This is a genomic window from Rhodovulum steppense (genome assembly GCF_004339675.1).
Classification (GTDB): Bacteria; Pseudomonadota; Alphaproteobacteria; order Rhodobacterales; family Rhodobacteraceae; genus Rhodovulum; species Rhodovulum steppense.
This window is the reverse complement of the sequence record NZ_SLVM01000004.1, coordinates 88,495-112,459: the sequence shown is the minus strand read 5'-3', so window position 1 is coordinate 112,459 and position 23,965 is coordinate 88,495. Positions and strand designations below refer to the sequence as shown.

At 67.1% G+C, this 23,965-nt stretch carries 21 protein-coding genes, 1 tRNA gene and 2 pseudogenes; 10 read left to right on the top strand and 14 right to left on the bottom strand.

Annotated elements, in window-relative coordinates; genetic code table 11:
• Nucleotides 1-3: 3 nt before the first annotated feature.
• From EV216_RS03905 to EV216_RS03895, 4 genes and pseudogenes are all read right to left on the bottom strand, one after another.
• Nucleotides 4-1,542, bottom strand: coding sequence for a CRISPR-associated protein Cse1 (locus tag EV216_RS03905; protein WP_132693759.1), 1,539 nt, complete (start codon nt 1,540-1,542; stop codon nt 4-6).
• The gene (gene cas3 / locus EV216_RS03900) at nt 1,532-3,355 is read right to left on the bottom strand and encodes a CRISPR-associated helicase Cas3' (protein WP_243641956.1); all 1,824 of its coding nucleotides are present in this window, start codon (nt 3,353-3,355) and stop codon (nt 1,532-1,534) included. Before cas3 ends, EV216_RS03905 begins: the two co-directional genes overlap by 11 nt.
• A 123-nt stretch (nt 3,356-3,478) precedes the next feature.
• Nucleotides 3,479-4,135: pseudogene (locus EV216_RS18855) on the bottom strand (HD domain-containing protein); the annotation flags it as partial.
• Nucleotides 4,136-4,305: 170 nt separating this feature from the next.
• A pseudogene (locus EV216_RS03895) lies at nt 4,306-4,947 on the bottom strand (IS5 family transposase); the annotation flags it as partial.
• Between the two features lie 103 nt (nt 4,948-5,050).
• On the opposite strand from EV216_RS03895, the gene EV216_RS03890 reads away from it, so the two are divergent.
• A complete protein-coding gene (locus EV216_RS03890; RefSeq protein ID WP_132693757.1) occupies nt 5,051-5,317 on the top strand; it encodes a transposase in 267 nt (88 codons plus the stop codon).
• A gap of 444 nt (nt 5,318-5,761) precedes the next feature.
• Here EV216_RS03890 and aroQ read toward each other — a convergent pair whose 3' ends face one another.
• Nucleotides 5,762-6,199 carry a type II 3-dehydroquinate dehydratase gene (gene aroQ / locus EV216_RS03885; protein ID WP_132693756.1) on the bottom strand — a complete coding sequence of 146 codons (438 nt, stop codon included), beginning with the start codon at nt 6,197-6,199 and terminating at the stop codon, nt 5,762-5,764.
• Between the two features lie 167 nt (nt 6,200-6,366).
• Between aroQ and EV216_RS03880 the strand changes: the two genes are divergently transcribed.
• Genes EV216_RS03880 through EV216_RS03870 form a run of 3 tightly spaced genes read left to right on the top strand, consistent with a single transcriptional unit; the run spans nt 6,367 to nt 8,600 of the window.
• Nucleotides 6,367-7,188, top strand: a complete 822-nt coding sequence (locus EV216_RS03880) for a cyclase family protein (RefSeq protein ID WP_132693755.1) — start codon at nt 6,367-6,369, stop codon at nt 7,186-7,188.
• Between the two features lie 32 nt (nt 7,189-7,220).
• Complete coding sequence (locus tag EV216_RS03875) at nt 7,221-7,625, top strand: carboxymuconolactone decarboxylase family protein (protein WP_132693754.1); 405 nt, start codon at nt 7,221-7,223, stop codon at nt 7,623-7,625.
• A 3-nt stretch (nt 7,626-7,628) separates the two neighbouring features.
• Nucleotides 7,629-8,600 carry a quinone oxidoreductase family protein gene (locus EV216_RS03870; RefSeq protein ID WP_132693753.1) on the top strand — a complete coding sequence of 324 codons (972 nt, stop codon included), beginning with the start codon at nt 7,629-7,631 and terminating at the stop codon, nt 8,598-8,600.
• 59 nt (nt 8,601-8,659) lie between these two features.
• On the opposite strand, the gene EV216_RS03865 is transcribed toward EV216_RS03870, so the two are convergent.
• The 7 genes from EV216_RS03865 to EV216_RS03835 form a co-directional block, all read right to left on the bottom strand.
• Nucleotides 8,660-9,805 carry an iron-containing alcohol dehydrogenase gene (locus EV216_RS03865; RefSeq protein ID WP_132693752.1) on the bottom strand — a complete coding sequence of 382 codons (1,146 nt, stop codon included), beginning with the start codon at nt 9,803-9,805 and terminating at the stop codon, nt 8,660-8,662.
• A gap of 3 nt (nt 9,806-9,808) precedes the next feature.
• Nucleotides 9,809-11,188, bottom strand: coding sequence for an aldehyde dehydrogenase family protein (locus EV216_RS03860; RefSeq protein ID WP_132693751.1), 1,380 nt, complete (start codon nt 11,186-11,188; stop codon nt 9,809-9,811).
• A 4-nt stretch (nt 11,189-11,192) separates the two neighbouring features.
• Nucleotides 11,193-12,560 carry a glutamine synthetase family protein gene (locus EV216_RS03855; protein ID WP_132693750.1) on the bottom strand — a complete coding sequence of 456 codons (1,368 nt, stop codon included), beginning with the start codon at nt 12,558-12,560 and terminating at the stop codon, nt 11,193-11,195.
• 73 nt (nt 12,561-12,633) lie between these two features.
• Nucleotides 12,634-13,668 carry a TRAP transporter substrate-binding protein gene (locus EV216_RS03850; RefSeq protein ID WP_132693749.1) on the bottom strand — a complete coding sequence of 345 codons (1,035 nt, stop codon included), beginning with the start codon at nt 13,666-13,668 and terminating at the stop codon, nt 12,634-12,636.
• Between the two features lie 61 nt (nt 13,669-13,729).
• A complete protein-coding gene (locus EV216_RS03845; protein WP_132693748.1) occupies nt 13,730-15,055 on the bottom strand; it encodes a TRAP transporter large permease in 1,326 nt (441 codons plus the stop codon).
• A gap of 3 nt (nt 15,056-15,058) precedes the next feature.
• A complete protein-coding gene (locus tag EV216_RS03840) occupies nt 15,059-15,565 on the bottom strand; it encodes a TRAP transporter small permease subunit (RefSeq protein WP_132693747.1) in 507 nt (168 codons plus the stop codon).
• Nucleotides 15,562-16,332, bottom strand: a complete 771-nt coding sequence (locus EV216_RS03835) for an N-formylglutamate amidohydrolase (RefSeq protein WP_132693746.1) — start codon at nt 16,330-16,332, stop codon at nt 15,562-15,564. Before EV216_RS03835 ends, EV216_RS03840 begins: the two co-directional genes overlap by 4 nt.
• A gap of 126 nt (nt 16,333-16,458) precedes the next feature.
• On the opposite strand from EV216_RS03835, the gene EV216_RS03830 reads away from it, so the two are divergent.
• The gene (locus EV216_RS03830) at nt 16,459-17,331 is read left to right on the top strand and encodes a MurR/RpiR family transcriptional regulator (protein ID WP_132693745.1); all 873 of its coding nucleotides are present in this window, start codon (nt 16,459-16,461) and stop codon (nt 17,329-17,331) included.
• Between the two features lie 12 nt (nt 17,332-17,343).
• On the opposite strand, the gene EV216_RS03825 is transcribed toward EV216_RS03830, so the two are convergent.
• A complete protein-coding gene (locus EV216_RS03825; RefSeq protein ID WP_132693744.1) occupies nt 17,344-18,051 on the bottom strand; it encodes an RlmE family RNA methyltransferase in 708 nt (235 codons plus the stop codon).
• Nucleotides 18,052-18,141: 90 nt separating this feature from the next.
• Nucleotides 18,142-19,254: a Ppx/GppA phosphatase family protein gene (locus tag EV216_RS03820; protein ID WP_132693743.1), complete on the bottom strand. Its 1,113-nt coding sequence runs from the start codon at nt 19,252-19,254 to the stop codon at nt 18,142-18,144.
• A gap of 185 nt (nt 19,255-19,439) precedes the next feature.
• On the opposite strand from EV216_RS03820, the gene EV216_RS03815 reads away from it, so the two are divergent.
• From EV216_RS03815 to EV216_RS03795, 5 genes are all read left to right on the top strand, one after another.
• Nucleotides 19,440-19,742: a virulence factor gene (locus tag EV216_RS03815; RefSeq protein ID WP_132693742.1), complete on the top strand. Its 303-nt coding sequence runs from the start codon at nt 19,440-19,442 to the stop codon at nt 19,740-19,742.
• 20 nt (nt 19,743-19,762) lie between these two features.
• Nucleotides 19,763-20,680 (top strand): methylenetetrahydrofolate reductase, encoded by a 918-nt coding sequence (locus EV216_RS03810; protein WP_132693741.1) that lies wholly within the window; start codon nt 19,763-19,765, stop codon nt 20,678-20,680.
• A 7-nt stretch (nt 20,681-20,687) separates the two neighbouring features.
• Complete coding sequence (locus EV216_RS03805; protein ID WP_132693740.1) at nt 20,688-21,647, top strand: methyltetrahydrofolate cobalamin methyltransferase; 960 nt, start codon at nt 20,688-20,690, stop codon at nt 21,645-21,647.
• A gap of 56 nt (nt 21,648-21,703) precedes the next feature.
• Nucleotides 21,704-23,740, top strand: a complete 2,037-nt coding sequence (locus EV216_RS03800; RefSeq protein WP_132693739.1) for an ASKHA domain-containing protein — start codon at nt 21,704-21,706, stop codon at nt 23,738-23,740.
• A 132-nt stretch (nt 23,741-23,872) separates the two neighbouring features.
• Nucleotides 23,873-23,946 (top strand) — tRNA-Gly (locus tag EV216_RS03795).
• The last annotated feature ends 19 nt before the right edge of the window (nt 23,947-23,965 follow it).

The following is a 23,965-nucleotide window of genomic DNA, read 5'->3' as shown; positions in this document are numbered from 1 at the left end:
GTCTCAGACATCCATCCCCTCCGGTTGCTTGAAATCCTTCATCGCCTTGCGCAGCCCTGCTTCCAGCGCGCGGCGCGCGCGGACCTCGGCGCGCGGGCGCATGAGCGTGGCGCAGGGAATACCCGGCAGCGCGGCGGCGAACTCGGCCCGCGCGACCTTTGCCAGCCCATCCAGAAAGCTCCGACGCAAGCGCCCGATCCCTTGATCCGTGGTTTCTGCCAATCGCACCCAAAGCTCGGCAAAGAAACGGCGGTCGGCCTCGCGCCGCAGCGCCTCGCAGGCAGGTGCGGAATATTTTGAAAGCTTCGCGCGTGAAGCCTGCCCTTTCCGTTCCGTCTTCAGTTTTTCAGGATCCCCTTCAGTCGAAGCCAGTTGGAGACTGTGGGACAGAGCGCCTGATACGGCTTTGACATCTTCAAGTATCCCCTCGGCCAGGTTCCGCGGGCGGGCTCCGAGCATGTGTCCAACCATCGCCTTCGGCACCGGCACGATGCGGGAGCGGAACCCGTCGGTCTTGGAATTGCCCCGCGAGAACGCCTCGGCCACCAGCAACATCGGCGCCGCTTCTTCCTCCTGGCTCGGTTGGGCGAGCAGCGGAACCTGCCAGTCCCCGCGATAGAGCAGATCGACGAGCAACTCGTGGGTCCAGTCGCGCTCGCCCAGCGTCAGGCTCTTGCCCTCGGTCAGATGGATCGGCGCCCAGGGATCGCCGGTATTGCCCCTGGCCTCCTTCGCGGCCACCCGCGGCCCCTTCGAGGTGCTGCGCTCGGCCGCCATTCGCCCGTCGCGGAGGGTCAGCCGGATTCGGCGGCAGACCTCGATGAACAGCGGATCGAGCGTGTAAAGGTCCAGCGACCGTCCCTCGGGCCAGGGGCAGAGCCAGAGCAGCGCCTTGCCGGCAAGCCCCTCGCGCCCCGCCAGCAGGCGGCGCACATCGCGGGCCCACCAGGCCGAGGGGTCGATCTCGGCAGAGCCGGGGCGTGCCGGGGCAAGTCCCAATAGCACGCGAGATGAGTTCCCCTTGTTCATCCTTGCGATGCCGTTGAGCGTCCCGCCGCCACCACCATACCCCTCCATTGTCTGAAGGCTCATCAGGGCGAATACCCAATCTTGGGCTTCAGCCTGATGCGCTATCTCGCGCTTCAGCTCGTGGTTGCGCGAGGTGATCAGCATGTCGAGCGCATCGGGCGTCGCGACGGCGGACCATTTCAGCCCGCCGGGATCGGGCGGCTGCAGAAACGCGGGGCGGCTGCGGTCCTCGCCGATCAACTGCCACGGAGCGTCGTCGGGGAAATCCGACGTCAGCGCACGAAGCGCGGCGCGCCAGCCGTCTTCCGTCTGTCGGGGTTCGCGCTGCCCCGAGGCATCCAGCGCCAGCACCGCGAGTTGCACGAGGAACATGTGCCAGGCGGGGCGCTGGTGCGGGCGCAGCGCCGGGAAGTCCGCCACCTCGCCCCGCACCATCGCCGCCATCAAGCCGGGCAGGCTGTGCCAATCCCGGTCCGTCTGGATCAGCGGATCGTGCAACAGATCATGCGCCATGCTGTTCCCCCAGTTCCTGCATGAGTCCCGCTGGACCGTAGACCATCACCCTGTCAGAAACGGTCACCCTTATCGGCGGCCCCGGATCGATCTGCACCTCTTCCTCCCCGGTCAGCCCGCGTGACCAGTGCGCCGGCAGCGCCAGCCGGGTGATCGGCGTCCCGAAGGCCCCCCGCGTGCCCTCGGGCAGGGTCAGAATGACGCCGTCCTCGCCCAGCCGCGTTCTTATCCTTTCGTCATCGGGAAAGCTCCGGGGCAGCGGCGCCGTCCGGTCCAGCAGCACCAGACCGGCCGCCCCCATCTCGGCGAGGGCCTTGCCGGTGACGCGCTGGCGGTAGGGTTGCCAGCCCTGCGCCGCAGCAATCCGGTCGAGCGCCTCGGGATGCGTGGCGGCTTCGACCAGAGCGCGGTTCATCGCCGGAATCTTCCAGACCGGGCGCGCCTCGATCTCGGCCAGGGTCGCGGCCAACCCCGGAACATCGACATAGACCCCCGACAGGCTGGGCCCGTTCGCATATGCGCCCAGCCCGTTTTCCGCAGTGCGGGTCAGCGGGTCGAGCCCGTCAGGCGGGCACAGGACGATGGCGCGCGCCGCCTCGAACCCCGGCGGCCGGGGCCGACGATGCCGGTGCAGCCGCCCGATCCGTTGCAGCAGCACATCCATCGGACACAGGTCGGCGATCAGCAGGTCGGCGCAGAGGTCGAGCGATTGTTCGAGTGTCTGCGTTCCGATCACGATGCGCCCGCCGATTGGGCTGTCCTTGCCGATGGCGTCCTCGACCGCGATGTCGAGCAGCGCCCGATCCTCGGCCGCGAACCGGCTGTGATGCAGGGTCGGTTGCCCCTCGACCGCCAGCAGCAGATCGGGTCGGGCGGCATGGCAGGCTGCAAAGGTTTCCTGCGCCCGGATCACCGTATTGCGGATCACCAGCACCCGCGCGCCCCGGTCCGCGGCCTCGAGCGCCAGGCGTGCGGCCTCGTCTCCTGTCCAGCCCCGATGCGCCTCGACATGCACGGCCTTGCCGGAATCGCGATCCGGCGCGACAGCTTGCGGCCCGCGGCTCGTCCATACCGCCGGATAGGGCCGCGCGGTATCGGCGGCCAGATCGGCCGACGCCTCGCTCAACCACCTGCGCCGCGCTGCCGCCCCGAGCGTCGCAGACATCAGCATCGCATGACCGCCGAGCGCCAGATGGCTGCGCACCATCGCAAGCTGCACCTCGGTCATGTAGGCATCCGACGCATGGACCTCGTCGATCACCAGGAGCGCCCGCGACAGCGCGCTTCCGCGCAGATGCGCATATTTCACGCGCAAGCCCCCGAGAGCCACCTGATCGACCGTCCCCACGGCCACCTGCGCGGCGAGATATCGCGCGGCATGTTCGGCTGCCCAACGGGCTGGCCGGGACGCGGTGTCGTCCCAGAGCACCTCGAAACCGGGCAGCCGTCGGCCCGCCGCCTCTCCGGCCAGAAGCTGCCCCGGCACTGCCAGAACGGCCTCGGGCGCGGCATCGAACATCCGTTTCAGCGCCGTGTTGACCCGTCGATGCAGTTGCCGCGCCGCGGCGCGCGTAGGAACGGCGAAATAGAGGGCGTCAACTTCTTCGGCAGCCAACAGCGTGGCAAAGCGCCAAAGCGCAGCCTCTGTCTTGCCCGACCCGGTTTCCGCCTCCAGCAGGACAAGGCGCTCGGTTGCAGGCACGGAGCCGACGGCCTGCTGCGCCGGGCGCGGGGACGGATGGTCCGAGATCAGCGCCCAGCCGGGCGCGCCGCACAGGCGCAGGCTACCCCCGGCGAGCCCGATCGCGGCCACTCTGTCTGCCGCACGCGTTCTGGCGGTCTCCCAGTAATCTCTCCGGAAGGTAGACTCGAACGGAAAGGCCCTCCGATCCGATCCGATCCAGTCGGCAAGCGTCAATAGCCCGCAAAAGAAGTGCACAAGTGGCGGAACGGGCTCCGGTGCCGAGGACGTCATGATCTCGGGAAACCAGTCCAGTAGCGCCCTGCCCATGACGGCCTCTTGAGCCTTCCAATCGTAACCCGCGACCTTTCCCGATGGGAAGGCGACTCTGGCCGTTCCCGGGCTGGGCTTCGGCACCGGCCGACCATGGTGGGCGAACAGCGCGCCAAACCAGTCTTCCAGGCCCGGTGCATTTGACCAACGCAACATATGCGCGATGTTGCCGCCCAATGACTCCGGTGATCCCTGTGTGAGCCATAGCCAGCCGCACTCGAGATGTCCTCGCGGGGTTACGTCGGCCCCCTCTGGCCATCCCTTCGCCTGAAACCCCGGTGCCAGCTTGCCGATGTCATGAAGAAAGACCAGGGCGGCAAGGCAGCGCAACTCCTCCTTGCCAAGAGGCTGCCCGCACGCCGCATTGGCCCGTGCTCGCAAATGAGGCTGTTCGATCAGTTCAAGGAAGACCGCGGCAACATCCGCTGAATGGTGCGCCAGATGATGGAATTCGCATGTGGCATTGTTGCATTTTCCCCAAGCACTTGATCCTTTTTGTGAAAAAATCAAATAGACCCTCACATGCTCTAAATTCACATGCTCCAATTCCACGGGTATTCCTTCAGCATGACAAGGCATTTTTATTGACGGGAGGACGCAGGTGAAGCCTTTCTGACTTCGATACTGCCTCGGGTCGGACCCTGAACCACGCCGGGTTTGGGGGAGCCCCCAGATCTCGAGCAGGTGGAAAATCATGGCGTTGTTGCGCAGCTCACGCCTGAGGCGTGACTTCCCCTTTCCCGTTGATTTCAGGCCACAGGAATGATCTCGGCCGCTCCGAGGACCGAGAAGCGGTTCAGCAATGCTATGCGGATCTGGATTTCGGCGGTCTGGCGGTCGGGGTCTCTTGCCGCGATGCGGTTTCGGACGTGGTATCCCGTCCATCGCTTCCAGAAGGCCCTGCCGTAGTGCCGGGTGGCGCGCAAGGTTTCGTTTCGGGCGATTGCGCCGGGGCAGCCCTCTTGCCACGGTCGGCCGTTCTTGCGGATCGGGATGATCGCGACGGCTTGGCGCTTGATGATGGCGGTGTGGCCGCGGCGCGTGTCACAGGCACCGTCCGCGGTCACGGTCCCGATGTCTTCGCCCTCGGGGATCTGGTCCAGCAGGTCCGGCAAGACCGGACTGTCGCCATCGCTGCTGGGAGTGAATTCCACTGCCCGGATGTCAGACGTGGCGGTATCCATCGCCAGATGGAGCTTGCGCCACTGGCGCCGACCCTGGGCGCCGTGCTTTCTGGCCTGCCATCCGCCGTCACCGAGGAACTTGATCCCGGTGCTGTCGACCAGCAGGGTCAGCGGGCCGTCGACGCGCCGATACGGGATCTGAACGGCGAGCGTCTTCTGGCGTCGACACAAGGTGGTGTAGTCGGGCACCGCCCAGTCCATACATGCGCTGCGGCGTCGCTCTTCATCGAATGACCTGCCACCGGAAAGCTGAGCCATTCATTCGGAGAGTTTGTTCTTGTAGTGTTCGCAGCAACGAGGAGAACAGACGATGCGCAAGGCACGCTTTACCGAAGAACAGATCGTGGGGGTTCTGCAGGAGTATGCGGCCGGGGCGAAGGTCTCGGAGCTGTGCCGCAAGTACGTCATGTCGGACGCCACGCTCTACAAGTGTAAGGCCAGGTATGGCGGCATGACGGTGTCTGACCTACGGCGGCTGAAGGATCTGGAAGCCGAGAATGCCGAGTTGAGGCGTCTCCTGGCCGATGCCATGCCGGACAACGCCGGTCTCAAGGGGCTGCTGGCAGAAAACTCCTGACGCCTGCACACCGCCGGGCGGCAGTGAGGAAACTGATGGAGAAGCATAAGTTCACGGAAAGGCGGGCGTGCAGGCTGGTGGGGATTTCACGGTCGAGCCTCGCCTATCCGCCACGCGCTGCTGAGAGAGAGCGCCTGATCATCTTGTAAGGCAAACACAGGAGGTATGACTATCGCATGTCGGTGATGCCCGAGCCCGGAAAGACGATCAGCCCGATCGGCAGCACGCGGCGATCCGTTCGGCTCCGCGCGGGGCGCCGCCGCACAGCAGCACCATGTCGGCATGCTTGGCGCGCAGCAATGTCTCCATTCCCGACCGATCACCGCTTTGCCGGACCGCCGACCTGCCACGCTGGCTTGACTGGCTCAACAGATCCAGACCACGCTCCACCCTCAACGGGCTCTCACCCCTCTCAAGGGTGAACAAAATCATGAGAACTCACAGCTATCCCAGCAGCGAACAGATGCGCTGCACGGCAAGGGCGTAGCCCTCGACCCCGCAACCCGCGATCACCCCGTCGGCCCGGAGCGAGACATAGGAGTGGTGGCGAAAGCTTTCGCGCTTGTGGATGTTCGAGATGTGAACCTCGATCACCGGCCCGTCAAAGCTGTTCAGCGCGTCGAGAATCGCGACCGATGTGTGGCTGTAGGCGGCGGGGTTGATGACGATGGCCGCCGCGTCCCGGCGTGCCGCGTGGATCTGATCTACGATTTCGCCCTCGTGGTTGGACTGGAACAGCCGCACAGCATGCCCCTGCTCGGCCGCGACCGCGGCGCAGGCCACCTCGATATCGGCCAGCGTGTCATGGCCGTAAATCTCGGGCTGACGCTGTCCAAGCAGGTTCAGGTTCGGCCCGTTCAGGATGTGGATCGTCTTGCCCATCGGAATCTCCTCGGGGCGCATCTTTCCATGCGATGGGGCCAAGCGACAGCCCCAAAAACGCGCGCGCCGCCCGCGGCCCCAAGGCGCGAATTGACAGCGCCGCGCGGCCGGTTAGGCTTTGGCTGCGGTCGGCAGAAGACCGGCCCCGGCCAACAGGGAGAGAAACGATGTGCGATGTCTGCGTGATGAACCGCATCAAGGACCGGATGCTGTCGCGGCGCGGCTTTTTCCGGGCGGCGGCCGGGGCTGGCGTGGCGGCCGCCGCCGGTGTGACGGCTTCGGCCCCCGCGGCGCTGGCGCAGGGTCATGGCGGCGTCACCGACATGACCCATGAACTGCACGAGGGCTTTGCCACCTATTTCGGCGAACAGCAGTTCTTCCCCGAGCAGAAGTTCACCTTTGCCGAACATGGCTTCAACCTGTCGGAATTCCGGGTGAACGAGCATACCGGCACCCATATCGACGCGCCCCTGCATTTCTCGGCCGATGGCGCGGCGGTGAACGAGATCGCGGTGGGTAGCCTGGTCGCACCTCTTTGCGTGATCGACATCGCGGCGCGTGCGGCCGGGGATGCCGATGCCCAGGTCACGCCCGATGACATCCGTGCCTGGATCGCCGCGCATGGCGAGATCCCCGACAATGCCTGCGTGGCGATGCATTCGGGCTGGGCCGCCCATGTCGACGGGCCGAAATTCCGTGGCGCCGATGCCGAGGGCAAGCAGCATTACCCGGGCTTCCATGTCGAGGCCGCGCAGATGCTTCTGGAGGAAACCCGCGCGGGCTCGATCGGGGTGGACACGCTTTCGCTGGATCATGGGCCGTCGGCCGATTTCGCCACCCATTACGCCTGGCTGCCCGCGGGACGCTTCGGCATCGAATGCCTGGCCAATCTGGACAAGGTGCCCGCCGCGGGGGCGACGCTGGTGATCGGCGCGCCCAAGCATCGCGGCGGCACCGGCGGGCCCGCCCGCATCTTTGCGCTGGTCTGATCCGGCGCACCATCCGCAACGAAGGAGGGCCCATGGCCACGGTCAGGATATGGAGCGACGCCGAGGCCGAGGCGGACGCGCACGTCAAGGCGGTGTTCGACGACATCCGCGCCACCCGCAAGACCGATTTCGTGAACAATGTCTGGCGCGCGCTTGCGAACCAGCCCGCGGTTCTGGAATCGACCTGGGCGCAGGTGAAACAGGTGATGACGCGGCCCGGCGCGCTTGACCCGGTCACGCGCGAGATGATCTACATGGCGGTCTCGATCGCGAATGGCTGCGAATATTGCGTGCATTCCCACACGGCGGGCGCGCGGGCCAAGGGCATGACCGACGAGATGCTTGGCGAATTGCTGGCCATCGTCGGCCTTGCCGCGCAGACCAACGCGCTGGTCACGGCGCTTCAGGTTCCCGTTGACCCGGAATTCAAGGCGTAACCCATGGAAAAGGCGATCATCGCGCGCGAGCCGGGCGGCCCCGAGGTGCTGGACTGGGTGGACTGGCCGATGCACGCCCCCGAGGAGGGCGAGGTCCTGGTCCGGCACCGGGCTGTCGGGCTGAATTTCATCGACACCTATTTCCGCTCGGGCCTTTACCCCTGGCCCGGCGACATCCTGATCCCCGGCGGCGAGGCCGCAGGCGTGATCGAGGCGCTGGGGCCGGGCGTCACGGGCTTCGCAATCGGCGACCGGGTGGCCTATACCACGCCGAACGGCGCCTGCTGCACGGCGCGGGCCATGCCAGCCGACCGGCTGGTGCGGCTGCCCGACGCAATCCCCGACGAGATCGCGGCCAGCGTGATGCTCAAGGGGCTGACGGCGCATTACCTGATCCATGACAGCTTTGCGGTGCGCGAAGGCCAGAGCGTTCTGGTCCATGCCGCGGCGGGGGGCGTGGGGCTGCTGCTTGGCCAGTGGCTGGCCGCAAAGGGCGTGCGCGCCATCGGCACGGCGGGCGGGCCGGACAAGGTGGCGATGGCGCATGACCATGGCTATGAGACGGTGATCGACTACAGCGTCGGCGATTTCGTCCCGGCGGTGATGGCGGCCACCGATGGTGCGGGGGTCGATGCTGTCTATGACAGCGTCGGGCGCGACACCTGGCGCGGCTCTCTAGCCTGCCTGAAGAAACGCGGCATGTTCGTCAGTTTCGGCCAGTCCTCAGGCACCCTCGACGAGTTTCGTCTGTCGGATCTTGCCAGGGGCAGCCTGTCGGCCACGCGCCCCGTGCTGTTCGATTTCATCGCCGATCCGCAGGAGCTGCGCCGCCGCGCCGCCGATCTTTTCGCCGCCATCGCAGGCGGCACGCTGACCCCGCAGATCGGCCAGACCTGGCCGCTGGCCGACACCGCCACGGCGCACCACGCGCTGGAGGCGCGGCAGACCACCGGCGCGAGCGTCTTGCTTCCCTGAACCGCCCCCCCGGCGCGCCGCAGGGTGCGGGCGGCCTCCCTGCACGCCCGCCTGCCCGCTCAGAGACAGGCTTCGAACAGCGCGCGCGTGTTGGCCGCGTTCATCTCGACCGGGTTGCCACCCACCGACGGATCGGCCAGCGCCGAGGCCACCAGCACGTCGAGATCCGGATCCGTGACCCCCAGCGCGGTCAGGTTCACTGGAATGCCAAGCTCGGCATTCAGCGCGCCGACGAAGTCGTGGAACCCCTCAAAGCCCCCCGGAATGCCCAGATAGGCCGCCGCAAGACCAAGCCTTTCCTCGACCGCCGGGCGGTTGAAGCGCAGGACGGGCTGCATCACCACCGCATTCGTCGTGCCGTGATGCGTGCCGTAATGCGCCCCGATCGGGTGGGACAGCGCATGGATGGCGCCCAGCCCCTTCTGGAACGCCACCGCCCCCATGGCGGCAGCCGCCATCATCTGCGCGCGGGCCTCAAGGTCCGTGCCGTCGCGACAGGCGCGCGGAAGATACTCCTTGACCAGCCGCATCCCTTCCAGTGCGATGCCCTGGCTCATCGGATGAAAGAAGGGCGAGCAATAGGCCTCGAGGCAATGGGCAAAGGCATCCATCCCCGTCCCGGCGGTGATCGCGCGCGGCATGCCGACGGTCAGTTCCGGGTCGCAGATCGTGACGGCGGGCAGCATCTTGGGATGGAAGATGATCTTCTTCTCATGCGTCAAGCTGTTGGTCAGCACGCCCGCCCGCCCCACTTCGGAGCCCGTCCCGGCGGTCGTCGGCACCGCCACGATGGGCGCGATGCCTGCCGGATCGGCACGGGTCCACCAGTCGCCCACATCCTCGAACTCCCACACGGGACGCGTCTGCCCGGCCATGAAGGCCACGCATTTCCCCAGGTCCAACCCCGATCCGCCGCCGAAGGCCACCACCCCATCATGGCCGCCAGCGCGATAGGCGGCCAGCCCGGCATCCAGGTTCCTCTCGTTCGGGTTCGGGTCCACCTCGGCAAAGATCCCGCGGCCTAGCCCCGCCGCGTCCAGAATGTCCAGCGCCTGCCCCGTGATCGGCAGCGCGGCCAGCCCCCGGTCGGTGACCAGAAGCGGCCGCTTCATGCCCGCAGCGGCGCAGGCATCGGGCAATTCCTTCAGGCGCCCCGCGCCAAAACGGATTGCGGTGGGGTAGGACCAGTTGGCGGTCAGGCTCATGGGTCAGGCTTTCTTGAGGTGGTAGGATTTCGGACGGGTCAGCGCGTGGTAGCCCAGCACCGACAGCCCCGCGCCGCGGCCGGTGTTCTTGCAGCCGGTCCAGCAGAGCGCCGGGTCGAGGTAGTCGCAGCGGTTCATGAACACCGTGCCGGTCTCGATCGCGTCGCCCACGCGGGCCGCGCGATCCGCGTCGCGGGTCCAGAGCGAGGCTGTCAGGCCGAACTCGGAATCGTTCATCATCGCAATGGCTTCCGCATCACCCTTCACGCGCATGATGCCGACCACGGGGCCAAAGCTCTCCTCGCGCATGACGCGCATGGAATGGTCCACGTCCACCAGGATCTGCGGCATCAGGTAGGCGCCGCCATCGGTCGGGAACAGCGCCCGGTCGATCAGCGGTTTCGCCCCGGCAGCCACGGCCTCGTCGGTCTGGGCCCGGACCAGATCGGCGAAGCGGACCTGCGCCATCGGCCCCATCGTCGTCTCGGGGTCGAGCGGGTTGCCCAGCCGGGCCTTGGACACGATCTCGACGCATTTTTCCAGGAACGGCTCATAGACCGACTCGTGGACATAGATCCGCTCGATCCCGCAGCAGCACTGGCCCGAGTTGAACATCGCCCCGTCCATCAGCCCGTCGGCGGCGGCGTCCAGATCGGCATCCTCCATGACATAGCCCGGGTCCTTGCCGCCAAGCTCCAGCCCGAGGCCCGTGAAGGTGCCCGCCGCGGCGCGCTCGATCGCCTTGCCGCCGCCGACCGAGCCGGTGAAGTTGACGAACTGGAAAGCGCCCGCGCCGATCAGCGCGGACGTCGTGTCGTGGGACAGGAAGACGTTCTGCGCCACGTCGCCGGGCACGCCCGCGTCGCGCAGCGCGCAGATGATCCGTTCGCCCACCAGCGGCGTCTGGCTGGCGTGCTTCAGCATCACCGCATTGCCCGCGATCAGCGCGGGCGCGATGGTGTTGATCGCGGTCATGTAGGGGTAGTTCCAGGGCGCGACCACCAGCACGAGGCCATGCGGCACGCGCCGGATATAGCGGGAAAACGCCGCGCTGTCCTCGATCCGGAGATCGGCCAGCGCGTCGGCGGAGATGTCGGCCATGTAGTGCGCGCGTTCCTGAAAACCGCGGAACTCACCGCCATAGCGCACCGGGCGGCCCATCTGCCAGGCCAGTTCCGGCACGATCTCGTCATTCGCCTCGCCGATCAGCGCGACGGCGCGGCGCACGATCTCGGCGCGTTCGGCGATGGGCCGCGCGGCCCAGGCCGGTTGCGCGGCGCGGGCGCGGGCGACGGCGGCGCGCGCCTCGTCCAGCGGCATCAGCGCACGTTCGGCATAGACGCTCCCGTCGACGGGAGAGAGGCATTTCAACGTCTCGGTCATGGGGTCAGGCCCTTTCGAAACCGCGGCGCAGTTCCCAGTCGGTCACGCGGCGGTCGTATTGCGTCTGCTCCCAGCGGGCGGCGTGGACGTAGTGGTCCACCACCTCGTCGCCCAGAGCCGCGCGGAGCATGGCGGATTCGTCGGCGGCCGCAAGGGCATCCCGCAGCGTCCTGGGGATCTCGCGCACGCCCTCGGTGGTGTAGGCGTCGCCCCGGAACTCGTGTTCAAGCTCCAGCCCCTCGTCGATGCCTGCAAGACCGGCCGCGATCTGCACCGCATAGGCGAGATAGGGGTTCAGATCCGCCCCGCCGACCCGGTTCTCGATCCGCACGCCCTTGGTGCCCTCGCCCACCAGCCGGTAGCCCGCGGTGCGGTTGTCGCGCGACCAGACCGCCTTGGTCGGCGCAAAGGTGCCCGCGACGTAACGCTTGTAGCTGTTGATGTTGGGAGCCAGGAACAGCGTGAAGTCACTGGCGTATTTCAACAGCCCGGCCACATAGGCGCGCATCATCGCCGACATGCCATAGGGCTCGTCGGGTTCGAGGAAAAGCGGCGCCCCCTCGAGCGACCACAGCGACTGGTGGACATGGCAGGACGACCCCGCCGGCGCATCGGCATATTTCGCCATGAAGGTCACCGCATGGCCCTGGGCCAGCGCAATCTCCTTGACCACATGCTTGGTGATCGTGTGCGTGTCGGCGGCGGTCAGCGCATCGGCATAGCGCACATTGATCTCGTGCTGCCCGGCCCAAGCCTCGCCCTTGGAGTTTTCCACTGCGATTCCAGAATCGTAGAGGCCGTTCCTGACAGCCCGCATCAACCCTTCCTCGCGGGCGGTGGTCAGAAGATGGTAATCCTCGTTATAGGGGCTGGTGGGCGTCAGCGCACGATAGCCGCTGTCATGCACCTGGTCGAAGCTTTCGCGGAAGACGTAGAATTCCAGTTCTGACGCCATCATCGCCGCCATGCCGCGTTCGGCCAGCCGGTCGATCTGGGCCTTGAGGATCGCGCGGGGGGCGACGGAAATGTCGCGATGGCCCAGATGATCCAGCGTGTCGCAGATCACCAGCGCCGATCCCGGCGCCCAGGGGGCCAGTCGCAGCGTGGCAAGGTCGGGCTTCATCATGTAGTCGCCATACCCCTTTTCCCAGCTTGCGGACTTGAAGCCCGGCACCGGCTCCATTTCCTGATCCACCGTCAGCAGATAGTTGCAGGAATGGGTCTCGTGCACGCCATGCTCCAGGAAATGGCGGGCGTGGAAGCGTTTGCCCATCAACCGGCCCTGCATGTCGATCTGGGCCAGGGTGACGGTGTCGATCTCGCCCGCATCGACCAGCATGGCGAGGGTGTCGAGGGTCAGGGTGCCGGGCATTCGGGCCTCTGTCGGTTGCGCACGGGGAAAGCGGGCGCCCCGGGCGGGGCGCCCCACGGGTCAGCGGCGGGGTTCAGCCGTAGCGATAGGGCCGCCCGGCCTTCTGCATGTCGGAATTGTATCGCTTGAAGATCTCGACAACCTTCGCCTTGGTCTCGGATTCGGCTGCGATCTCGTCCCAGAACGCCTGTGCGGCCGCCTCGACCTGATCCCATTCCTCGTCGGGGATCGAGGTCAGTTGCAGCTTGTCGCCATGCACGCGCAGCGCCGCCTCGCCGCCCCAGTACCACCATTGACGATAGTAATGGGACTGCTCGAAACAGACCTTCATCAGTTCCTGAAGCCGTTCCGGCACCTCGTTCCAGCGATCCTGATTGGCGAAGAAATGGCCGATCCAGGCGCCCGAGATATTGTTGGTCAGAAAATAGTTGGTCACGTCGGCCCAGCCGACCGTGTAATCCTCGGTGATGCCCGACCAGGCGATGCCGTCAAGCTCGCCCGTCTGCACCGCGACCTCGATATCCTCCCAGGGCAGGGTCACGGGGACGACGCCGAACTGCGCGAGGAACCGGCCAGCCGTGGGGAAGGTGAAGACGCGCTTGCCGCGCAGATCGGCCAGGCTGTTGATCGGATCCTTGGTCGCGAAATGACAGGGATCCCAGGCGCCCGCCGAGATGTGCTTGACGCCGACCTTGGAATATTCCTCGGCCCAGATCTCGTTCAGCCCGTACTGGTTGAACAGCACCGGCACATCCAGCGAATAGCGGCTGGCGAAGGGGAAATAGCCGCCGAACACCGTCACCTCGGTCGGCGACGCCATCGAGTCATCATCCGATTGCACCGCGTCGATCGTGCCGCGCTGCATCGCGCGAAAGAGTTCCCCCGTGGGCACAAGCTGATCGGCATAGTAAAGTTCGATCTGCATCTCGTCGCCGGCGATCTTGTTGAAGCTGTCGATGGCGGGCTTGACCACATGCTCGGCCAGCGCGCCGCCCGCATAGGTCTGCATCCGCCAGCGGATCGTCGATTGCGCATGGACGGCGGGCGCGGCCAGGCTTGCCGCGGCACCGACGCCCGCGGTGGTCAGGAACTTGCGTCTCGTGGTCATGTCTTTCTCTCCTTGTTGGCGGGGTATCCCCCGGTTTTGCGTCCCCTTTGCGGGGCTCTGGTTAGAGGCCGTAGACATAATGCGGCAGCCACAGCGCAATGCCGGGGAAGGCCATGATGATCCCCAAGGCCAGCAGCATCACCCCGACAAAGGGCACGATGGACCGGTAAATGTCGCCCAGCCCCACCTCCTTGGGCGCCATCGCCTTCATCAGGAACAGGTTATAGCCGAAGGGCGGCGTCATGTAGGCGATCTGCGTGGTGATGGTGTAGAGCACCCCGTACCAGATCAGATCGAAGCCCAGTGCCTTGACCAGCGGCACATAAAGCGGCGCGACGATCACCAGCATAGCGGTATCGTCGAGGAACGTGCCCATGATGAGAAAGCTCAACTGCATCAGGATCAGGATCGTCCAGGGCGACAGGTGCAGTTGCTGGGTGAACAGGTTGTCGATCGCGCGCACCGCGCCCAGCCCGTCGAACACCGCGCCGAAGGCCATCGCGGCCAGGATGATCCACATGAACATGCAGGAAATCGCCAGGGTCTGCCGCACGGAGTTCTCGAAAACCTCATGCGTCATCCGGCGCTTGGCCAGCGCGGCCAGGAAGGCGGCGATGGCGCCGATGGCCGAGCTTTCGACCAGCGAGGTCCAGCCATTGACGAAGGGCACCATCATCGCGGCAAAGATGCCGACGGGCAGAAGCCCGGCACGCAACAGCCGCATCTTCTCGGCGAAACCGATCTCGGCCCGCTCCTCGGGGGCCAGTGCGGGGCCGAGCGCGGGGTTCATGCGGCAGCGGATGTAGATATAGATGATGAACATCGCCGCCATCATCAGGCCGGGGATCATGCCGGCGAGCCAAAGCTGCCCCACCGGCTGGCGCGCGATCATGGCATAAAGCACCAGCACCACCGAGGGCGGCACAAGGATGCCCAGCGAGGATCCGGCCTGGATCACGCCGGTCACCATCTTCTTGTCATAGCCGCGTTTCAGCAATTCGGGCAGCGCGATGGTCGCCCCGATCGCCATGCCCGCCACCGACAACCCGTTCATCGCGGATATCAGCACCATCAGCGCGATGGTCCCGATGGCCAGCCCCCCCGGCACCGGCCCCATCCAGACATGGAACATCCGGTAAAGATCGTCCGCGATCCGGCTTTCGGACAGCACATAGCCCATGAAGATGAACATCGGCAGCGTCAGCAGCGGATACCAGTTCATCAGCTTGATCGCCGCCGAGAACGGGATGACCGACCCCCCCGTTCCCCACAGCGCCAGCGCCGCGATCCCCGCCACCGCCCCGATCGCGCCAAACACGCGCTGGCCCGTGAACAGCATCATCATCATCGAGGCGAACATCAGAAGGGCGATCAGTTCATAGGACATGGCTCAGATCTCGATGTCCCGAAGATGCGCGATGTCCTTGATCAGTTCAGAGACCGCCTGCAGCAGCATCAGCACCAGGCCCACGCACATCACCGTCTTGATCGGCCAGAGCAGAGGGCGCCAGGCGGTCGGGCTGCGTTCGTTGTATTGCAGGCTGTACAGCAGGCTGTCGATGCCGCCATAGATCAGCAGGCCCAGGAAGAAGATCAGGAACAGCACGGTCACGCTGTCCACCCAGGCGCGCGTCGTCACCGACCAGCGGCCGTAGAACAGGTCCATCCGGACATTGGCGCCCAGTTGCATCGCATAGCCGCCACCCAGCATGTAATAGGCCACCAGCGAAAACTGGGCCATCTCCAGCGTCCAGAGCGAGGGCAGGAAGAAGGTCTTGGAGATCGAGGACCATAGCAGGATCCCCATCATCACGAAGATCCCGTACATCACCACGCGGCCGATGTGATAATTCACCCCGTCGACGATCCGGACATAGGCGCGCATCAGGGCGGTCATGGCGCTGCCCCCTGCCCCATGACGACCAGCGCCTCGGACAGAAGCCCCGCCAGCAGGGTTCCCATCCTCACCTGTGCCGCGTCATCGGCGATCAGGTCGTTGCGAATTTCCAGCATGACATTGACCAGCCCCCTGCCGACCCCGTGCAGCCTGAGTGTATGGGTCACACCATCAACCGGTCCATAGGGTTCGTTCCGGGCCACCACATGACCGGTATGAAAGGGCGCGAGCGCCAGCATCGCCTCGGCCAGTCGCGCATCGCTGTCATGCAGGATGCCGATCTCGACAGCCCGCGGCAGCCCATGCCAGACCGGCGTGAAACTGTGCACGGTGACCAGCGCGGGCGGCACAGGCCGGGCGGCGATGGTGCCGGAAAGGACCGCATGAAAGGGCGCATGGACCAGCCGCGCGCGGTCGTCCCGGTCGGACGCGGACAGATCCGCATTGCCGGGAATGGCGATCACCTCGGTCTTCACCGGCATCGCCTCCGGCGCTCCCGCAGGCCGGTTGCAATCATGCACCAGTCGCGAGACGGTCGCGGCCACCAGTGGCGCGTCCAGAACCGACGCCATCGCCCGCGCCACGCCCAGCGCGCCCGGATCCCAGGCGGCGTGGCTCCACTCGTCACCCGGGGCAAGCCCCAGCCCGCCGAACCGCGCCGGGATCGCGTTCGAGGCGTGCTCGCAGACAAGCACCACGGGCGCATTTCCGGCCGCGTTCTCGACCTGCGGCCGGTAGTCCGGCGCCCCTTCCCTTGCCTCGATCATGCTGACTCCCTGTCGCATGTGAACAGGTTTCTTCACCACCCCCGAAGCTGTCAATTCCTTTCCTGAAACTTTCTCTTCAGAGGCGATCCACCTGACGCTATATTGTGCAGATGGAGGCCAGGCTCGATGTCCGATCCCCAGCAGACCATCGCCGAACGGCTGCATGCCCGGCTCGACGATCTGACCCGCGCCGAGCGGCAGCTTGCGGATTCGATCCTCGAGGCCTACCCGGTTTCCGGGCTTGGCTCGATCACCCAGGTCGCCCAGGCGGCCGAGGTCTCGACGCCGACCGTGGCACGCATGGTGCAGAAGCTGGGGTTCAAGGGCTATGCCGAGTTCCAGGCCGCGCTGCGCGCCGAGCTCGAGGCCAAGATCTCGGGCCCCGTCGCCCGGCGCGAGACCTGGGCCGAGGGCGCGCCCGGCGCGCATATCCTGAACCGCTTCACCGAGGCCGTGATCGGAAATATCCGCCACAGCCTGGGCCAGGTTGACCCCGGCCAATTCGACGCGGTCTGCGACCTGATCGCGGATCCGGCCCGGCGTATCCATGTCGTGGGCGGGCGGATCACCCGGACGCTGGCGGAATACCTCGCGCTGCATCTCCAGATGGTCCGCCCCGGCGTCGTGCCGTTCCAGGGGGAACAGAACGCCTGGGCCCATCCGCTGCTCGACCTCGCGCCGGGCGACGTGCTGGTGATCTTCGATGTCCGCCGCTACGAGAACGCGACGCTCAGGCTGGCCGAGATGGCTGCCGAGCGGGGGGCCGAGATCGTCCTTTTCACCGACCAGTGGCGCTCGCCCGTGCAAAGGCTGGCGCGCGCGGCACTGGTCAGCCGCACGGTGGTGCCATCAGCGTGGGATTCCGCGGTCACGACGCTTCTGCTGGTGGAAACTGTGATCGCGGCGGTGCAGGAACGCCGCTGGCCCGACACCCGCGCCCGGATGGAGGCGCTGGACGAGATGTTCAACCGCACCGGCTTCTTCCGCAAGTTCACCTGACGGTCGGGCGCCCTACCCGCGAAACCCCATCGCCACGACGAATTTCTCGGAACTGTCCGACCGGCTGGCCGGCGGCTTGACATTCGCGACCTTCTCGAAGCGCTGCTTGAGGATCTTCTGCAACTCGCCCTCGGCGCCGCCGGCCAGAACCTTGGCGACAAAGCTGCCGCCCTCTTCCAGAACGTCGAAGGCCAGTTGCGCCGCCGCCTCGCACAGCGCGACGATCCGCAGGTGATCCGTCTGCTTGTGCCCGGAACTCGCCGCCGCCATGTCGCTCATCACCACGTCGGCCTTGCCGCCCAGCCAACCCTTCACCTTGTCGTCTGCCCCATCCTCCAGGAAATCCAGTTGGTGGATCTCGGCCCCCGGCACCGGCTCCACATCCTGAAGGTCGATCCCCAGCACGCGGCCCACCGGTTTGCCGGATTTCTCGCCCAGCGCGTTCACCCGCTTGACCGCCACCTGGCACCAGCCGCCCGGCGCGCAGCCCAGATCGACAACCCGCGCCCCCGGCACCAGGAAGCGGAAGCGGTCATCCAGTTCGAGGATCTTGAACGCCGCACGCCCGCGATAGCCCTCGGCCTTCGCGCGCTTGACATAAGGATCGTTCAATTGTCGCTCCAGCCAGCGCGTCGAGGACAGCCGCCGCCCCTTGGCCGATTTCACCCGCACCTTCAAATCGCGCTGCCCGCGCCCGCTCGATCCCCGCTTTTCCGTCATACCCGCCGCCCGCGCGCCCCCTGTCTTCTTCTTGGTTCAAATACCCGATTGCGACGCCAGCCGCCCCGACCGCGCTGCGGGCAGCGCGCCTCAGAACGGGCCATCCTCCAGCACGCCATCGGCCGACATCTGCGCGTATAACAGCCCCTCGCGCAAGCCCCGGTCGGCCACCGACAGCCGGTCGGTCGGCCAGATCCGCATCAGCGCCTGAAGAATCGCCGCCCCCGACATGATCAGCGCATGCCGGTCGCGCCCGATCCGCGGATCCGTCCGCCGACCCTCTGGCCCGAGATACAGATAGGTGCGGATCACCTGGTCGATCTGCGCGGAAGTCATGCGCAAACCATCGACCTTGGTCCGGTCATAACGCTTCAGCCCCAGATGGCTTGCTGCCACCGTGGTCACGGTGCCGGAGGTGCCGATGATCTGGAACCCCTCCTTCGCCTGCTCGGCGGCATAGGGCGAGAAATCGGCCAGGTTCTCCTCGAAGAACCAGCTCATCAGCGCGAAACGCGCGTGGTCGTCCTCGACATCGTCGAACTGTTCCTTCAGCGTCGCCACCCCCAGCGGCACCGAGATCCAGTCCACCACCCGCGCGGCCGGGAACGGGCTGTCGGCCGGGTGGAACCCGCCATGCAGGCGCATGATCGCCCGCGGCCGGTCATGGCGCGGCACCGCCGACAGGTCGATCCAGACCAGTTCGGTCGAGCCCCCGCCGATATCGACCACCAGCAATTGTTCGGTCCGGGTCGAGACCAGCGGCGCGCAGGACACGACGGCCAGCCGCGCCTCCTCCTCGGGCTTTATGATCTCCAGGTCCAGACCGGTTTCGTGCCGGACATAGGCGATGAACTCGCGCGCATTGCTCGCCCTGCGGCATGCCTCGGTCGCGACCAGCCGCATCCGCACGACCCGGTGCTTTTCCAGCTTGCCCTTGCAGATCCGCAGCGCCTGCACCGTGCGCGCCATGGACGCCCGGCTCAATCGGCCAGACGATTCCAGACCGGTGCCCAGTTGCACCGATTTCGAGAAGCTGTCCACCACATGGAACTGGCTGCCCTTGGGTTGGGCCACCAGCATGCGGCAACTGTTGGTGCCGAGATCCAGCGCCGCATAAAGCGAGGCCGGATCCGGCGGAGCAGGCACGGGGGTCGCCACCGCCTTGGGGAACGCGCCCGCACCCTTCGGACGCCTGGGCGCCATTTGACCGCCCTCCAGATCGAGTTGACCGAAAGGTAGCGATCCGCCCCCCCGGGCGCAATGCCGCAGATGGCCCGGCCGGGCCGGAAACGCGGGCGAGGTCGCAAGCCGGGTCAATCATGTCGAAATCCGGCGCCGCTGCGGCATTTCGCCGGATTACAAGCGGACCAGGCAACAAGGGGAATCGGATGCCGGAACTGACCATCCTCTACTGGCGCGACATCCCTGCCCAGGTGATCGTGGGCAAGGGGCGCAGGGCCGAAAAGCGCATTCTGCCCCCTCGTTTCGAACAGGCCATCGACCGCTGCGCCATGAAGGTGGGCGCGCGCGACAGCGACGCCTACCTCGCCGAGTGGCGGCGCGCGGGTCCGACCCCGCAGGAGGGCGACCCCGCCATGCTGGCCGCGGCCGAAGCGGCGCGGATCGAGGCGGCCTATGACGCTGCGCGGCTTGGCGCGCTGATCGAGGCCGGGGGATGGGAACAGGCGTGAACAGGCTTTGGGAGACGGCAATGGGACTATTTCAGTTCGGCAGACAGGAAACGGCCCGGCCAGCGAGCGGAACGCTGGCAGCGTTCCTGCGCGGCTACTCGATCGAGGTGATGCCGCGGACGCTGGCCGCGCTGCCGGACTTCCGCACACTTCTGCCCAGGGGCACCCGGGTCTATATCGCGCATCTGGACGGCACCGAGATCGCCGACATGATCGGCGCGGCGGCGCGGCTGCGGACCTGGGGCTTCGAGCCGATGCCGCACATCCCCGCCCGCTCGATCCCCGACCGTGCCGCCTTTGCCGATCTTCTGGCGCGCTATCGGGGCGAGGCGGGCGTGCGCGAGGCGCTGGTGATCGCGGGCGGCCGCGCAAACCCGCTGGGTGAATTCCATTCCTCGATGCAGCTACTTGAAACCGGGCTCTTCGACCGCGCGGGGTTCACCCGGCTGCATGTGGCAGGCCATCCCGAAGGCTCGCGCGATATCGACCCCGACGGGTCCGACCGGCTGGTGGCCGAGGCGCTGGCCTGGAAACAGGCGTTTTCCGAACGCACCGATGCGGCCATGGGCATCGTGACGCAATTCGCCTTCGAGGCCGCACCGGTGATCGCCTGGGCCGACCGGCTGCGCGCCGAGGGCATCGCCCTGCCGATCCATCTGGGCGTGGCGGGGCCTGCCAAGCTGCAAACGCTGGTGAAATTCGCCGTGGCCTGCGGCGTCGGCCCCTCGCTCAAGGTGCTGCAACGGCGCGCGCGCGATGTCTCCAAGCTGGTGCTGCCCTTCACGCCGGACGCGTTCCTGACCGACCTCGCCGCCGCCGCCGCCCGTCGCCCCGGGGATTTCCCCATCGCGGGGGTTCATTTCTTCCCGCTGGGCGGGATCGCGACTAATGCCGCCTGGCTGGCCGAGCGCGGCCTTGCCCCCACGCCCGAAAACTGAGGCCCCCATGACCCGCACCGTCCTCGAGTCGAAATCCCGCACCGTCGTCATCGGCTTCGACGAGCCCTTTTGCGTGATCGGCGAGCGCATCAACCCCACCGGCCGCAAGAAGCTTGCCGCCGAACTTGAGGCGGGCGATTTCTCGACCGTCGAGCGCGACGCGCTGGAACAGGTCGCCTGCGGGGCGATGGTGCTCGATGTGAATGCGGGCGTCGTCTACAACTCGAACCCCGATCCGAACCAGACCGAACCGCCGCTGATGCGCCGCATGGTCGAACTGGTGCAGGGGCTGGTCGATGTGCCGCTCTGCATCGACAGTTCCGTGCCCGGCGCGCTGGAGGCCGGCCTTGCCGCCGCCGAGGGGCGTCCGCTGCTCAATTCGGTCACGGGCGAGGAGGAACGGCTGGAGCGGGTGCTGCCTCTGGTCCGGAAATACAACGTCCCCGTGGTGGCGATCTCGAACGACGATACCGGCATTTCCGAGGACCCGGACGTGCGCTTTGCCGTGGCGAAGAAGATCGTCCAGCGCGCCGCCGATTTCGGCATCCCGGCCTGCGATATCGTGGTCGATCCGCTGGTGATGCCGGTGGGCGCGATGGCATCGGCGGGCCAGCAGGTCTTTGCGCTGGTGCGCCGGTTGCGCGACGAGCTGGGCGTGAACACCACCTGCGGGGCGTCGAACATCTCGTTCGGACTGCCGCACCGGCACGGGATCAACGCCGCCTTCCTGCCCATGGCAATCGGGGCGGGCATGACATCCGCGATCATGAACCCGATCCGCCCGGTCGAGATGGAGGCGGTGCGCGCCGCGAATTTCCTGATGAACCACGACCCGAATGGCGGCGAGTGGATCCGCTTTTCCCGCGTGCTGGACCAGGTCGCCGAGGGCACGCCCTTTGCCGACGCCTCGCAAGCCGCCGCCGAGGCGGGCGCAGGCCGTGGCGGGCGGCGCCGACGGCGGGGCTGACGACATGCGCAGGAAACCGGGACGGATCGGCCGATAAAGAGACAGGCATCGGGGACATGAACGACTGCGAACCGCTGGCGATCTTCACCCCCTCGGGCAAACGCGGTCGCGTGCCCGCCGGAACCACCGTACTGGACGCCGCCCGTGCGCTGGGCGTCGATCTCGACTCGGTCTGCGGCGGGCGCGGCATCTGCTCGAAATGCCAATGCGCGCCGCTTTACGGCGCCTTTCCAAAGCACGGCGTCACCGTCGCGCCGGACGCGCTGTCGCCGGTGAACGCGGTCGAGACGCGCTATGACGAAAAGCGTGGGCTGAAACCGGGGCGGCGGCTGGGGTGCCAGGCGCGGATCCTGGGCGATGTCGTGATCGACGTGCCGCCCGAAAGCCAGCTTCACCGCCAGGTCGTGCGCAAGGCCGCCGAGGCACGCGCGGTCGAGATGGACCCGGCCACGCGGCTTCTGCTGGTCGAGGTCGCCTCGCCCGACCTGCACGCGCCCTCGGGCGATCTGGAACGGCTGAACGCCGCGCTCGCCGCGCAATGGGGGCTGCCGCCCGCGCGCCCCTCCCTGCCGGTGCTGGCCCGGCTGCAAGCGGCGCTGCGCAAGGGCGGCTGGCAGGTCACCGTCGCGCTGCACCGGGATCGCGACGATGCGGCCGCGCGCATTCTCGACCTTTGGCCCGGCTTCTTCGAGGGGCCGCTTTACGGGCTGGCGATCGACCTGGGCTCGACCACCATCGCGGCGCATCTGACCGATCTGGCCACCGGCGAGGTGCACGCCTCGGCGGGCGCGATGAACCCCCAGATCCGCTTTGGCGAGGACCTGATGAGCCGGGTGTCCCACGCGATGCTGAACCCCGGCGGCGCGGCTGCGATGACGGCGGCGGTGCGCGTCGCACTGAACGATCTGGCCGACGGGCTGGCGGTTCAGGCTGGCGTCGATCCCCGCCAGATCGTCGAGGCCACGCTGGTCTGCAACCCGGTGATGCACCATCTTGCGCTGGGCATCGACCCGGTGGAACTGGGCCAGGCGCCCTTTGCGCTGGCCAGCTCCGACGCGCTGGACATCGCCGCGGCCGATCTGGGGCTGGTCTCGATCAATCCCGCCGCGCGCGCCTATGTGCTGCCGCTGATCGCGGGCCATGTGGGCGCGGATGCGGCGGCCGTCGCGCTGTCCGAGGCGCCCGAGCAATCCGACGACCTGGTGCTGATCGTCGATGTCGGCACCAATGCCGAGATCATCCTTGGAAATCGCGCCCGGGTGCTGGCCTGCTCGTCCCCCACCGGCCCCGCCTTCGAGGGGGCCGAGATCAGTTCGGGCCAGCGCGCCGCACCCGGCGCGATCGAGCGCGTGCGGATCGACCCCGCGACCGGCGAACCGCGCTTCCGGGTGATCGGCTGCGATCTGTGGTCGGACGCGCCGGGCTTTGCCGAGGCCACAGGCGCGACCGGTGTGACCGGCATCTGCGGTTCGGGCATCATCGAGGCGGTGGCCGAGATGCGGATGGCGGGGCTTCTGGACGGCTCGGGCCTGATCGGCTCGGCCGAGGCGACGGGCTGCGCCCGGATCATCCCCGAGGGGCGGACACATGCCTATGTGCTGCATGACGGGCGCGCGGCGGGCGGGCCGCTGATCGCGGTCACACAGGGCGATGTGCGGGCCATTCAACTTGCGAAATCGGCGCTTTACGCGGGCGCGCGGCTGTTGATGGACCGGATCGGGGTTGATCGGGTGGATCGCGTCGTGCTGGCCGGGGCCTTCGGCGCCCATGTCAGCCCGCTGCACGCGATGGTGCTGGGCATGATCCCCGATGTGCCGCTCGACAAGGTACGCTCGGCCGGGAACGCGGCGGGAACGGGGGCGCGGATCGCGCTGTGCTCGCGCGCCGCGCGGCGGCTGATCGAGGGCAATGTGCGCCGGATCGAAAAGGTCGAGACCGCGGTCGAGCCCCGCTTTCAGGAGCATTTCGTGGCCGCCAACGCCCTGCCCCATGCCACCGATCCGTTCCCCGAACTGGCCCGCGTGGTGCAACTGCCCGAACTGGCGTTCAATGCAGGCCCCGGCGAAGGCGGGCGGCGGCGCAGGCGGGGCTGAGGGGGCTTTCCGCCCCTCTTGGCCTGAAGGCCAATTCACCCCCGAGGGTATTTGGACCACGAAGAAGCCCGCGGCGCGTGGGGCGTGGGGCTTGACGCAGGCCGGGTCTTTGGCTACCTCACGCTGGCCCGGGCGGGTGTAGCTCAATGGTAGAGCAGAAGCTTCCCAAGCTTACGACGAGGGTTCGATTCCCTTCACCCGCTCCATTTCATTCGTGCAGGGCCG